Source organism: Variovorax sp. H27-G14 (genome assembly GCF_046156345.1).
GTDB lineage: Bacteria > Pseudomonadota > Gammaproteobacteria > Burkholderiales > Burkholderiaceae_C > Variovorax.
Genome location: NZ_JAYLVN010000012.1, coordinates 57,209 through 70,646 on the forward strand (window position 1 = coordinate 57,209; position 13,438 = coordinate 70,646).

8 protein-coding genes are annotated in these 13,438 nt (G+C 70.3%); 4 read left to right on the top strand and 4 right to left on the bottom strand.

All coding sequences use genetic code 11. From position 1 onward, the window contains the following. Window position 1 precedes the first annotated feature (1 nt). Window positions 2-1,417 carry a coniferyl aldehyde dehydrogenase gene (locus tag VLK31_RS24115; protein WP_409170992.1) on the top strand — a complete coding sequence of 472 codons (1,416 nt, stop codon included), beginning with the start codon at window positions 2-4 and terminating at the stop codon, window positions 1,415-1,417. A 27-nt stretch (window positions 1,418-1,444) separates the two neighbouring features. Here the strand turns inward: VLK31_RS24115 and VLK31_RS24120 are convergent, their stop codons facing one another. The 3 genes from VLK31_RS24120 to VLK31_RS24130 form a co-directional block, all read right to left on the bottom strand. Continuing rightward, a complete protein-coding gene (locus VLK31_RS24120; RefSeq protein WP_409170993.1) occupies window positions 1,445-2,824 on the bottom strand; it encodes a sigma-54-dependent transcriptional regulator in 1,380 nt (459 codons plus the stop codon). After that, on the bottom strand, window positions 2,821-4,713 hold the full coding sequence (locus VLK31_RS24125) for an ATP-binding protein (protein ID WP_409170994.1): 1,893 nt from the start codon (window positions 4,711-4,713) through the stop codon (window positions 2,821-2,823). The genes VLK31_RS24120 and VLK31_RS24125 overlap by 4 nt, the downstream gene beginning before the upstream one ends. A 103-nt stretch (window positions 4,714-4,816) precedes the next feature. Further along, the gene (locus VLK31_RS24130; protein ID WP_409170995.1) at window positions 4,817-6,178 is read right to left on the bottom strand and encodes a dicarboxylate/amino acid:cation symporter; all 1,362 of its coding nucleotides are present in this window, start codon (window positions 6,176-6,178) and stop codon (window positions 4,817-4,819) included. 270 nt (window positions 6,179-6,448) lie between these two features. On the opposite strand from VLK31_RS24130, the gene VLK31_RS24135 reads away from it, so the two are divergent. The 3 genes from VLK31_RS24135 to VLK31_RS24145 all read left to right on the top strand — a co-directional run bounded on the left by VLK31_RS24135 (window position 6,449) and on the right by VLK31_RS24145 (window position 9,086). Next, the gene (locus VLK31_RS24135) at window positions 6,449-7,903 is read left to right on the top strand and encodes an MFS transporter (RefSeq protein WP_409170996.1); all 1,455 of its coding nucleotides are present in this window, start codon (window positions 6,449-6,451) and stop codon (window positions 7,901-7,903) included. 148 nt (window positions 7,904-8,051) lie between these two features. Beyond that, window positions 8,052-8,312 carry a hypothetical protein gene (locus VLK31_RS24140; RefSeq protein WP_409170997.1) on the top strand — a complete coding sequence of 87 codons (261 nt, stop codon included), beginning with the start codon at window positions 8,052-8,054 and terminating at the stop codon, window positions 8,310-8,312. Between the two features lie 72 nt (window positions 8,313-8,384). After that, on the top strand, window positions 8,385-9,086 hold the full coding sequence (locus VLK31_RS24145; protein WP_409170998.1) for an aspartate/glutamate racemase family protein: 702 nt from the start codon (window positions 8,385-8,387) through the stop codon (window positions 9,084-9,086). Window positions 9,087-9,156: 70 nt separating this feature from the next. Here the strand turns inward: VLK31_RS24145 and VLK31_RS24150 are convergent, their stop codons facing one another. Continuing rightward, window positions 9,157-13,401, bottom strand: a complete 4,245-nt coding sequence (locus VLK31_RS24150; protein WP_409170999.1) for an OmpA family protein — start codon at window positions 13,399-13,401, stop codon at window positions 9,157-9,159. Between the last annotated feature and the right edge of the window lie 37 nt (window positions 13,402-13,438).

Here is a 13,438-nt window from a genome sequence, read left to right on the forward strand (position 1 = left end):
CATGGCGGACGAAGCCCCCACGCCGCCCGCCCTGCGACACAGCTTCGACACCCTGCGCGCGGCCAGCCTGCGCGCACAAACACCGCCCTGGCCCGAGCGCGCCGACCGCCTGAAGCGCCTGCGCGCGCTGCTGCTGCAGCACCGCGCGGCCATGGCAGCGGCCATCAGCGCCGACTTTCACAACCGCGCCGTGCAGGAGACCGAGCTCGCCGAGCTGTTCCCCTCGCTCGAAGGCATCGACCATGCGCTGCGCCACGGCAAGCGCTGGATGCGCGTGCGGCGCCGCACCACCGGCCTGTGGTTCAAGCCCGCGTCCTCGCGCCTCATGCCGCAGCCGCTGGGCGTGGTGGGCATCGTGGTGCCGTGGAACTACCCGCTGTACCTGGCGGTGGGGCCGCTGACCGCCGCGCTGGCCGCGGGCAACCGCGTGATGCTGAAGCAGTCGGAGTTCACGCCGCGCTTTGCCGCGCTGTTCGCGTCGCTGGTGGGCAAGGCCTTTGCGCAAGACGAGATCGTGGTGGTCAACGGCAATGCAGAAATCGCGCGCGCCTTCTGCGCCCTGCCCTTCGACCACCTGCTGTTCACCGGCTCCACCGCCGTCGGCCACCAGGTGATGCGCGCGGCCAGCGAGAACCTCACGCCGGTGACGCTGGAGCTGGGCGGCAAGTCGCCCGCGATCATCGGGCCCGGCGCCAACTTCGACAAAGCCGTGGAGCGCATTCTGGTCGGCAAGACGCTCAATGCGGGCCAGACCTGCATCGCGCCCGACTACGTGCTGCTGCCCGAAGGCCAGCAGCAGCGCTTTGCCGACACGGCGCGCCGCGTGTTCTCCGCGATGTACCCGCGCCTGGAAGGCAACGCCGACTACACCAGCATCGTGAGCGCGCGCCATTTCGACCGGCTGCAGGAGCTGTCGGCGCTGGCGCAGCAGCAGGGCGCCACGGCGCTGCCGCTGTCTAACACCCCGCCCGACGCCGCCACGCGCTGCTTCGCGCCCGTGCTGCTGAGCGGCGTGCACGACGGCATGCGCGTGATGCAGGAAGAAATCTTCGGCCCGCTGTTGCCGGTGCTGACGTACAAGAACATCGACGAGGCCATCGCCTATGTCAACGCGCACCCGCGCCCGCTGGCGCTCTACCTGTTCGAGAAAGACCGCGCCACCATCGCGCGCGTGATGCAGGAAACGGTGAGCGGCGGCGTGTCGATCAACGAAACCCTGATGCACGTCGCGCAGGACGACCTGCCCTTCGGCGGTGTCGGTGCGAGCGGCATGGGGGCGTACCACGGTGAATACGGCTTCGAGACCTTCTCGCAGATGAAGCCCATCTTTCAGCAGTCGGCCTTCAACGGCGTGGGCCTGTTCCGCCCGCCCTACGGCAAGACCTTCGCGCGAATGATGAAGCTGCTGCTGCGCTAGGCCGGGCATTCAGGGCATTCAAGCCCGCTACTTGAATTCGTCGACCGCCACGCCCAGCTTGCGCACCTTGTCGTGCAGCGTCTGGCGGGCAATGCCCAGCGCCACGGCGGTGGCCGGCTGGTCGCCGCGCTGGCGGCGCAGCTCTTCCACGATCACCGCGCGCTCGAAGGCCTCCACCTGCTGCGGCAGGCCGCGCGGCAGCGCCGCCGCCAGCACGCCGTCGGCGCTGGCGCCGGCACCGCCGCGCGCCTGCGTGAGGCGCTCGCCCAGCAGCCCCAGCACGAAGCGGTCGGCCACGTTGCGCAGTTCGCGCACGTTGCCGGGCCAGGCATAGGCCATCAGGTCGGCCAGCTGCGCGTTGCTCAGCAGCGGCGCGGCGCGCTCGTAGCGGGTGGCGGCCTGCAGAGTGAAGTGCTCGAACAGCAGCGGAATGTCCTCGCGCCGCTCGCGCAGCGGTGGCAGCTCGATGAAGGCCACGCCCAGCCGGTAGTACAGGTCGGCCCTGAACTGCTTGCGGTCGCTCATGTCCTTCAGGTCGTCCTTGCTGGCGGCCACCACGCGGCAGTCGAAGGGAATGGTCTTGTTGGAGCCGATGCGCTCGATGCTGCGCTCCTGCAGCGCGCGCAGCAGCTTGATCTGCACGGCCATGGGCATGCTCTCGATCTCGTCCAGAAACAGCGTGCCGCCGCTGGCGTACTCGAACTTGCCCACGCGCACGCGGGTGGCGCCGGTGAAGGCGCCGGCCTCGTGGCCGAACAGCTCGCTCTCGGCCAGCGCCTCGGGCAGGCCGCCGCAGTTGAGCGGCACGAAGTGCTGGCGGCGCCGTGCGCTGTGGTCGTGCAGGCAGCGCGCCACCAGTTCCTTGCCGGTGCCGGTTTCGCCGTACACCAGCACGTCGGCCGAGGTTTCGGCCAGCGTTTTCACGGTCTGGCGCACCTGCTGCATTTGCGCCGAGCGCCCGATCAGCACCGACTGAATGCCCTGCCAGTTTTCCAGCGCGTCGCGCAGCGCGCGCACCTGCAGCGTGAGCGCCCGGCGCTCGATGGCGTGGCGCACGATGGCCACCAGCCGCTCTGAGCTGAAGGGCTTTTCGATGAAGTCGTAGGCGCCCTCGCGCATGGCCTGCACGGCCATGGCGATGTGGCCATGGCCGGTGACCAGAATCACGGGCAGCGCGGGGTCGGCCTGCTGCAGCTCCAGCAGCCATTCGGCGCCGCTCATGCCGGGCAGGCGCACGTCGCTGATGACGATGGCGGGCACGCCGAAGCCAATGTGCGGGCGGGCGCGTTCGACGCTGGGAAAGGCATCGACCTCGAAACCGGCCAGGGTCAGCACCTGGGTGGTGCTGACGCGGACGTCTTCGTCGTCCTCGACCAGCATCACCCGGATGGCGGGGGCTTCGCTCACGGGGGGGTCACTCCTGTTGAAAAAGGGAAAGGGGAGAAATCGGAGGCATCGGAGGAATCAGCAAGAGGGGGCGGGCTGTGGATCACGGCGATGGCCGCGGGCAGGTCCACCACAAAGCAGGCCCCGCCGGTTGCCAGGTTGGTCGCGCGCAGCGTGCCGTCCATGGCGCGCACCAATTGTGCCGAGATGACGAGCCCCAGGCCCAGGCCCGACCCCGCGGGCTTGCGGGTCACGAAGGGCTCGAACAGCCGCGGCAGGATGTCGGGGTGAATGCCCGGGCCGGTGTCGGTCACGCTCAGCACCACGCGGCCGTCCTTCGGGCGGGCCTGCAGGCACAGCGTGCGCACCGGTGCGTCCTGCATGGCGTCGATGGCGTTGCGCATCAGGTTGACCAGCACGCTGCCCAGCGCGGCCTCTTCGGCCATCACGCTGAGCGTGGCGGGCTGCACGTCGAGCACCAGGCTCACGCGCTGCTTCTTCAGGGGCTCGGCCACGATCATCTGCGCGTCGGCAATGGCCTGCGACAGCAGCAGCGGCACCAGCGGCAGATCGCTCTTGTGGGCGAAGGTCTTCAGCTGCGAGGTGAGGCGCGCCAGCCGGTCGACCATGTTGCGGATGCGCTCCAGGTTGCCGCGCACGTCGTCCAGCCGGTTGCGGTCGAGCAGGATGCCGGCGCTTTCAGACAGCGTGCGCATGGCCGTGAGCGGCTGGTTGAGCTCGTGCACCACGCCGGCCGACATCTGGCCCAGCGCGGCCATCTTGCCGGTGTGCACCAGCTCGCCCTGGGCGGCGCGCAGCTGCGCGGTGCGCGCCACCACGGTCGACTCCAGCGTGTCGTGCGCGGCCTGCAGCGCGGCTTGGTTGGCCAGCTTCTGGCGCACCGCGCGGCGGCGCTGCCACAGCGCGACGGCCAGCAGCAGCAGCACCGTCATGGCCAGCGTGGCGGTGAGGGCCGCGTTGCGCGCGGCCACGCGCACCGGCGCCAGGTCGTCCAGCACCACCAGCTGCCACGGCGCGCCGCGCAGGGTGCGGGCCGAGGCGAGCTGGTCGCGCCCGTCGAGCGAGATCACCTGCACGTCGCGGTCGAGCGCTTCTTTCTGCGTCCAGCGCAGCGGCTGCAGGGGCGCCTCGCCGTAGGGGCGTGAGCGCAGCACCTCGGCGCGCTGCGCGGCGTCCAGCGGCAGCAGCGGACGAAACTTCAGGTCTTCGCGGGTGGACAGAATCACCACGCCGCGCGGGTCGATCAGCGCCACGTCGCCCGGCAGCTTGCGCCAGGCGCGCTCGGCCTCCTCCAGGTTGACCTTCACCGCCACCACGCCGCGCTGCGGCTGGCCGCGGCGCAGCGCGTAGGAGAGGTAGTAGCCCGGCCGCTTGCTGGTGATGCCCACGCCGTAGAAGCGCCCCCGGCCCTGCCCCAGCGCGTCGATCACGTAGGGGCGAAACGACAGGTCCTGGCCCAGCGTGGTGCCGGGCTTGTCCCAGTCGGAGGCGGCCAGCGAGGTGCCGGCGGCGTCGAGCACGTAGAGCATTTCGGCGCCCGCCGTGGCGTTCACGCCGTCCAGGTAGCGGTTGACGGCGTCGCGCAGCTGCGTGTCGGAGGGCGTGCCCAGCAGCGCCGGCACGATGGGCGTCATCTCCAGCAGCGCGGGCAGGTAGTCGAAGCGGGCCAGGTCGGCGTCCAGGCCGGTGGCGAGCATGTCCAGCCGGTGCTCGGCGGCCTCGCGCAGGCGGGCCAGGCCGTTCTGCATGGCGAGCTGGTGGCCCGCGAAAGCCGCAATGGCGGCAATGCCCACCAGGGCCAGCGCGCCGCACCAGCGCGGCAGGCCCCGCCACCCCTTGGGCGCGTCCGGCGGCAGATCGAAACGGCGAACCGGCTCCCTTGAATTCATGGGAGCGTTATTGCACAAGGGCGCACCGCCCGCATCGGTGGCTGCCCGATGACCCCGGGGCGCCCCCCCGCGGGGGGCGCCTCAGGCTTGGCTCAGGCTTGGCTCAAGTGCGGCGGGGGGCGCCGGCCGGCATGTGCACGTCGGTGGCGTCGAGCACGCGCTCGGGCTCGTCGGCCTGCACCACCGTTTCCTGGTTCAGGTGCTGGTGCATGCGCACGGTGTCCAGGTCGCCGGTCCACTTGGCCACCACCAGGGTGGCCACGCCGTTGCCGATCAGGTTGGTCAGCGCGCGCGCTTCCGACATGAAACGGTCGATGCCCAGAATGAGCGCCAGCCCCGCCACCGGCACATGGCCCACCGCCGACAGCGTGGCCGCCAGCACGATGAACCCGCTGCCCGTGACGCCCGCCGCGCCCTTGGAGGTGAGCAGCAGCACGCCCAGCAGCGTGAGCTGCTGGGTGAGCGTCATGTCGGTGTTGGTGGCCTGCGCAATGAACACGGCCGCCATCGTCAGGTAGATCGAGGTGCCGTCCAGGTTGAACGAGTAGCCAGTGGGCACCACCAGGCCCACCACCGACTTCTTCGCGCCCAGGTTCTCCAGCTTGGCCATCATGCGCGGCAGCACCGACTCGCTGGACGAGGTGCCCAGCACGATCAGCAGCTCTTCCTTGATGTACTTGATGAACTTCCAGATGCTGAAGCCGTGAAAGCGCGCAATGCCCCCCAGCACCACGAAGATGAACAGCAGGCAGGTCAGGTAGAAGGTGGCCATCAGCTGGCCCAGCTGCAGCAGCGAGCTCACGCCGTACTTGCCGATGGTGAAGGCCATGGCACCGAAGGCGCCGATGGGTGCCAGCTTCATGATGTAGCCCACGATCACGAAGAGCACGTGCGAGCCCTTCTCGATCATGTCGAACACCAGCGTGCCGCGCCCGCCGAAGCGGTGCAGCGCAAAGCCGAACATCACCGCGATCAGCAGCACCTGCAATATCTCGCCCTTGGCGAAGGCGTCCACCAGCGTGCTGGGAATGATGTTGAGCACGAAGTCGGTGGTGCTCTGCATCTTGCCGGGGCCGGTGAAGGCGGCAATGCCCTTGGTGTCGAGCTGGCTCACGTCCACGTTCATGCCGGCGCCGGGCCGCACGAGGTTGATGATCACCAGGCCCACCACCAGCGCGATGCTGCTGACCACCTCGAAATACAGCAGCGCCAGGCCACCGGTCTTGCCGACCTTCTTCATGTCTTCCATGCCGGCGATGCCCACCACCACCGTGCAGAAGATGATGGGCGCAATGATCATCTTGATCAGCTTGATGAAGCCGTCGCCCAGCGGCTTCATGGCGGCGCCGGTGTCGGGCCAGAAGTGCCCGAGCATCACGCCCAGCACGATGGCCGTGATGACCTGGAAGTACAAGGACTTGTAGAAGGGTTGAGGTGGTTTCGGGTGTTCCATGGCGGTGCTCATTGGTGTGTGTCTCCTGGTCTGCTGGCGCTGGTTCTGGCTGCGGCCCGGGTCCGCAGCAAGACGGCGGCCGGTCGGAAGACTTTGCAATCGACATGCCACGCTGCCGCACCCCCGGCGCGCGCGCTAAGTGGTTGATTTCATTGGGCCCCGCACGGCAACGCGCCCGCGGGCCCGCCGACCGCCCGGATGGCGCGGGCGGGGGCCGTCCGATCCGCCGGACCGGCATGCTGGGGGAAACCCTAGCTAACAAAGCGGTGGCAGACTTCGCGCATGAACGACAACGCCGGGCCCGCAGCGGCCACCGACACCGGCAACGAAGCCAACAAGGAAGCCCACAAGGAAGCCACCTCGCGGCGCATCGCGCTCACCGTGGCGGCCGCCTTCTTCATGGAAACGCTGGACGCCACGGTGATCGTCACCGCGCTGCCGGCCATTGGCGCGGGCTTCGGCATCGGCACGCTGGACGCCAGCCTGGGCGTGACGGTCTACCTGATTGCCATGGCCGCGCTGGTGCCCGCGGCCGGCTGGTGCGCCGGGCGCTTCGGCGCGCGGCGGGTGTTTGCGCTGGCGGTGGGCACCTTCACCGTGGCCTCGCTGCTGTGCGGGCTGGCGCCCAGCTTCGGCCTGTTCGTGGCGGCGCGCGTGCTGCAGGGCGCGGCGGCGGCATTCATGTCGCCGGTGGGCCGGCTGGTGGTGCTGCGCGAAACGCCCAGGCACCGGCTCATCGAGGCCATCGGCACCATCACCTGGCCGGGCCTCATTGCGCCGGTGCTCGGGCCGCCGCTGGGCGGGCTGATTGCCACGCACGCGTCGTGGCGCTGGATCTTTTTGCTCAACGTGCCGCTGGGCCTGGTGGGGCTGCTGCTGGTGCTGCGGCTGTTTCCGCGCCGCACCGACGTGGCGCCCACGCGCTTCGACACCCTGGGCTTTGTGCTCACGGCCGTGGCGCTGGCCGCGCTGGTGGAGGGCCTCACGCGGCTGGGCGGCGCGCACCCCGCGTCGGCCACCACGCTGGGCCTGCTGGGCATCGGCGCCGCGGCCGCCCTGGCCGCGGTGCGCCATGCACGGCGTGCGGCGGCGCCCCTGCTCGACCTGCGCGCGCTGGCGGTGCCCACCTATGCCATTGCCACCGCCACGGCGGGCTTTGTCTCGCGCGTGGCCATCAACGCCTCGCCGTTCCTGCTGCCGCTGATGTTCCAGATCGGCTTTGGCATGACGGCGTTCCAGGCCGGCTCCATGCTGCTGGTGTACATGGGCGGCAACCTGGTGATGAAGAGCGCCACCACCGCGGTGCTGCGCCGCTTCGGGTTTCGCAAGGTGCTGGTGGTGAACGGCGCCATCTGCGCCGCCACGCTGTTCGCCTGCGGGCTGCTGGTGCCGGGCGACCCGCTGCCGGGCATGTGCGTGCTGCTGTTCGTGGCGGGCATGGCGCGCTCCATGAACTACACCGCCATCAACACGCTGGCCTTTGCCGATGTGCCCGACGCCGCGCGCGCCAGCGCCAGCACGCTGGGCACGATGCTGCAGCAGGTGTCGCTGGCGCTGGGCGTGGCACTGGGCGCGATGGTGCTCGGCGCGTCGCAGGCGCTGCGCCATGCGCCGGCGGTGCAGCTGGTGGACTTTCACCACGCCTGGTATGTGGTGGGTGCGCTGATGGCGCTGGCCACGCTGATGACGCTGCGGCTGGAGCGCGACGCCGGGCTGGCGGTGTCGAGCAAGCGCTGAGCACACGGCGGCACGGCATTTCGGCATCGGCGTTCGGCTTCGGCGGGCATGGATAGAAATGCCATCGCCGCCGCGCAAATCTATCTGCCGCCGTTCTGCATTCAAGACCTATGCTGGTCGCCTTCTTCTGCGCATTGCAAAGGCCCCCTTGGACACAGATTTCGGACTCGAATGCAACCCGCTGCTGCCGCCGGGATGGACCTTCGAGCTGCGCCTGAGCCGCAATGCCCAGGGCGAGTTCAGCGGCGCCGGGCTGGTGCGCCGCGAGGGCCAGGCCATGTGCCACCTGACGCTGCCCGGGCTGCGCCACAACCGCGCGCAGGCGTTGGCCGCGGTGAAGAATCGCGTGGAAGCGTGGCTGGCCGAATGGCAGTCGCGCGCCGCGCTCCAACCTGCGCTCGCGCTCTGATGCCGACCGGCAGGGTCTGGGCCATTCACCGCACTGTCCCCCACTTCATTTGACTGTTCTGGAGAAGACCTGATGCCATTGCACATCGGCGTGGTTGGTTGCTCGGCCGAGGGCGCGGCGCTCTGCTATCGCACGCTGTGCGTGGAAGGCGCCGCGCACATGGGCGACGGGCATGGCCCGCACGCGCACCCCGAGGTGTCGATGCACACGCACTCGCTGGCCGACTACGTCACGTGCCTGGAGCACGGCGACATGGAAGGCGTTGCGCAGTTGATGCTGTCGTCGGCGCGCAAGCTGGCCGCGGCCGGCGCCGACTTTCTGGTGTGCCCCGACAACACGATTCACCAGGCGCTGCACCTGGTGCTGCCGCGCTCGCCGCTGCCGTGGCTGCACATTGCCGAGGTGGTGGCGGCGCACGCCGCGTCGCGCGGGTTCAGACAGGTGGGCGTGCTGGGCACGCGCTGGCTGGTCGACAGCGAGGTCTATCCGCGGGCGCTCGAGGCCGCGGGCCTCACGGCCGTGCGGCCCGCGCCGGCGGAGCGCGCGGAGCTCGGCCGCCTGATCATGGACGAGCTGGTGCGCGGCGTGGTGCGGCCCGAATCGACGGCGGCGCTGCAACGCATGATCGAAGGCCTCAAGGCGCGCGGCTGCGACGCGGTGGCCCTGGGCTGCACCGAGCTGCCGCTGGTGCTGAACGACGCCAACTCGGCCCTGCCCACGCTCGACTCCACGCGGCTGCTGGCGCGCGCGGCGCTACGGCGCGCCACGGCCTGACGGCGCAGCCGGCCCGTGAAACGCGAGGTCATTCCCCGCGCGCCCACTCCCCCCACGGACACGGCCCTCATCAGAACTTGCCCAGCACGTTCAGAAACCACCCCTTGCTGCGGTAGCTCATGTCGGTGAGGTTGTCCGAGTAGTCGGTGAAGTTGTAGCCCACGCCCACCTTCAGGTTCTCGTTGACGTGGTAGTACGCCGCGGTGACGAACCCGTTCTTGCGGTCCTGCAGTTCGCGTGCGCGCAGCGAGCGCCACTCCACCATCCAGTCCCAGTTGCGCACCAGCTTCCAGTCGACGCGCAGCACCGCGAGTTCGGCCGAGCTCTTGAACCACGGCGAGCTGCTGTCGCGGCTCGCGCGCAGTTCACCGCGGCGCCAGGCGTACTTGCCGCCCAGCGTCCAGCGCTCGTTCAGGTCCCAGGTGGCATCGATGGCAAACACATGGCTGCGTTGCTGGTAGTCGATGCCGGTGGTGGAGACGGTGCCCAGGTTGGAGTCGACCCCGCCCGACACCACCTGGCCCGGCGACGACAGGTCGTACAGGTAGGTGTACTTGAACAGCAGGTTGAGCCGGTCGTTGAAGGCCGGGCGCAGCGCGTAGCCGAGCATGGCTTCGGTGTACTTGGCCGCGGCCAGCGTGCCGGTGGTGCTGTCGCTGTCGGCCCAGTTGAACTTGCCGACCCAGCGCGCGTCGTCGTCCACCTTCCAGCTGAAGGAGTTCTTGGCCAGCCAGCTGGTGCGGGTTTCGGCGGTGGTGCGGTCCTTGCGGTATTCGAGGCCGCCGCTGTACTTCACGCGCTCGCTCGAATAGCCGGTGGTGAAGGCCACGGCCTCGCGGCGCGTGGCGCCGAGCGTTTCGGCGCCGATCCAGCCGTTCTCGAAGTTCACGCCAAAGGTCCAGCGCGTGTCGGGCGCGTACTGCACGCCGTAGGCATGCGTGAGGCCCGGCTGCGTGCCGGTGGCCTGGCGGTGCTCGGTGAACAGCGTGAGGCCGTCGCCCACGCGCGAGCGCACGCCGGTCACCAGGCTGCCGCCGCGGCCAATGAGGTTTTCGTCGGTGCGCCCGGTGTCGGCCACGTAGGTCACGTACAGGTTGGAGCGGTCGTCGTACTGGTAGTCGACGCCGGCCTTGCCGGCCAGCCCGCCGTCGCCGGTGGAAAGCTCGCCGCGCAGCGCGAGCTTGTCGCTCACGCGGTAGCGCCCGCCCAGGCCCAGGCGGTCGTTTTCCAGCCGCGTGCCGGTGCGCCGCACGGTCTTCTGCGCGAAGCCATAGGCGCTCCAGGTGTCGCTGCCGGTGTAGTCGAGCTGCACGGCCGCGTCGGCGCGCTCGCCCGACACGGCCTGCGTGGTGGGCAGCGACGGGCTGGTGATGAGCGCGTCGCCGGTCTTGTCGTCGTAGCGCATGCCCAGCCCGAGCTTCCAGCTTGGCGACAGGGCCACGGCGTACTGCGCGTCGAGCACGCTGGCGTTGTAGCCGTCGCGCTCGTCGCGGCGGTCGGCCTTCAGGCGCAGCTCGCCGTTCTCACCCTTCTCCCCAAAGGGCACGGTGCCTTGCACGCCGACCTGTCGCGTGGCGTTGCTCGCGTACTGGCCCGGCGCGGAGAAGCCCGCGTCGCGCGACTGCGCATAGGCGCTCACACGCCCGCCGCCGCGAATGTCGTAGTCGCCCAGGTCGGCCTGGCCTTCCAGGCGCCAGGCACTGGCGTTGCCCGTGGGGCCGTTGCCCAGCGAGTTGCTGGCCGTGTTGCCCAGCGACCCATTGCGGCCCGTGAAGCTGAAGCCCCCGTCCAGCGAGTCGAGCTGGCTGGTGCCCGGGCCCTTGCTGCGCGCGAACTCGCCCTTGACGTAGGTGTTCTCGGTCTTGCGCAGCGTGAGGTCGGCGCCGGCCAGGCGCTGGTCGCCGCCCACTTGGTCTTGGCGCGACGCGGTTACGCCCACGCCCACATGGTCGTTGGCCCACCACGCCACGCGCCCGCCCACGGCCAGCGTGTCGAGCGAGCTGGACAGCGGCGTGTACTCGTAGTCCACCACCAGAAAGGTCGGCATGCCGGTGAAGCCGCCGGCACGCACCAGCGCGCCGTCGTCCGACAGGCTGGGCAGCGGCGCGGACAGCAGCACACGGCCCTGCAGGTAGTCGATCTCGTAGTCGGAGCTGGGCACCAGCGGCGTGCGCTTGAGCACGAAGCCCGAGTCGCGGTCGCGCACCTCCAGCGTCACGCGTTCGGCGCCGCGCGTGATGTCCTGGTTGCGCAGGTAGTACAGCGAGCCGCCGGTGCCGCGGAACTCCTCGCGTGCAGCCAGCGTGCCGGGCTCGGCCGCGAAGGCGTCGACCTTCAGGCGCGCCTCGCCGAAGGCGGTCGACTCTTCGCCCAGGTAGCGGCCATGAAAGCCGTACAGGCCGCGGCTCACGCGGGTGAGTTCGGTGTCGCCGAAGTTGAGCTTGAAGTTGCCCCACATGGCCTGCGAGCGGCCGTCGTCCACGCGCAGGTAGAAGCGGCCCTGCGTGGGCGCGTCCTCGATGGTGGTGGAGTCGTCGCCGAAGGTGCTCCAAGAATCCTCGGGGTCGAAGCGGCGAAACAGCGAGGTCGGGTCCTTGCGGTCGAGGTTGCGAAACAGCTCGTTCAGCGGGCGCTCTTCGGTGTCGACGCTGGCCGTGAGGGTCCAGCGGTCGTTCAGCTGGCCCTTGGCGTAGCCGGCGATGCGGCCTTCGCTCCAGCCGCCACCGCCGTAGCGGTTCTTGTCGTTGGTCATGATCGCGGCCGGCCCGCTCACGCTGTTGCTGCCCACGGTGAGGTCGGCCTGGCCCACGAAGAACCAGTCGCTCGCGGGCAGGTCGAAGTCGCGCCGGTAGGCACGCGTGGCGCCCTGCGTGTCGGTGACGGCAATCTCGCCGGTCTGCACGCGGCGCGGCACCAACTGCTGGAACACGAAGCGCCCGCTCTCGTCCACCGGCACCGCAAAGCCGAGCGCGCGCACGCTCTCGCCGGGGCGAATGGCCGCGCCGCTGGCGGTGACGGTGCCCGCGCTCAACGGAATGTTGGCAATGGCGATGTTGTTGTTGCCGTAGCCGCGCAGCAGCTCGCGCGCGGGGTCGGCCGGCGCGCCGGTCTCGGGCTTGTGGCGCTGGGCCAGCGTGAGCGAGAGGTCGTCGGTTTCGTCGAAGCGGCCCTGGCGGTCGTACACGCGCACGCGGTAGTACAGCTTGCCCGTGGCGCCTTCGGCGAGGCGCTCCGTGAGCGCTTGGGGCACCTGCCACTCGCCGCGCAGGCCGGCGTCCAGCGGCACGGTGGCCAGCAGGCGGCGCTGCATCACGTCGTTGGCGGTGTACACGCGCAGCTCGGCCTTAGCGGTGAACAGCAGGTAGTTGCTGTAGCCGGCAAAGCGCACCGTGTCGCCGGCCACAACGGTGGTGGGCCAGGCGCTGGCGCTGAGGCGGCGCGGCTGCGAGAGGTTGTCGTACTGCAGGCGCAGCTGGTTGCGCTCGAGCTGCACGTCGACGCAGCGCTGGCGGTCGGCGCTGGTGGTGCCCTCACCCGAGGGCAGCGTGCCGTCGGCGGACAGCAGCTGGCCGTCCACGCTCAGGCGCAGCGGCGCGTCGTCGGTGCCGAAGGCGGTGAAGGTGCGGCACACGCCGGGGTCGACCGGCGCGGGCGTGGGCGCGGCAGTGGCAACGAGCGCATCGCGCCAGTACACGCGCACTTCCACGCGCCGGTTGGCGGACCAGTTGGCGGGGTCGGCGGCGGGCGTGGCCACGGGCGCGTCGGGGCCGCGCGAGGTGGCGGTGGCTGCCGCATCGGGCAGGCCCAGGCGCTGCGTGAGGTAGCGCCCCACCTGCTGCGCGCGGGCCAGGCCCAGCGCCTGGTTGTCGGCAAAGCGCGCGCGCGACGCGGCGCTCAGGCCCTGCGTGTCGGTGTGGCCGACGATCTCGAAGCGCAGGCCTTCGCGGCCTTTGACCTGGTCGGCGATGCGCGCGAGCTGCGCGCGGTCGGCCGGGGCCAGGCCGTCGGCGCCGGAGTCGAAGTGCGGCGTGCCGGTGTCGCTGCGCTCGACGGATGTGACGGTCGCCGTGGGTGTGGCGGCAGACTCGGGTGCGCGTGCATCGCCGAGCACGAAGGTGGCCTTGGGCAGTTCGCGCTCGCTGCTGCGCGGCAGGCGGCGTGCGCCGTCGATTTCCACGGCGCGCGCATCGGCGCTGGCGTGATCGAGCATGCGGCCGCGCACGGCCGTGTCCTGCGCGGCGGCAAGCCCCATGCTCAGGCAGGCGGCGGTGACGGCGCCCGCCAGGGTCATGCGCTTCGGAAGCTGTCTTCTCATGTCGGCTCGCTGGATCGGGTTCGGTGTGGGGGGACGG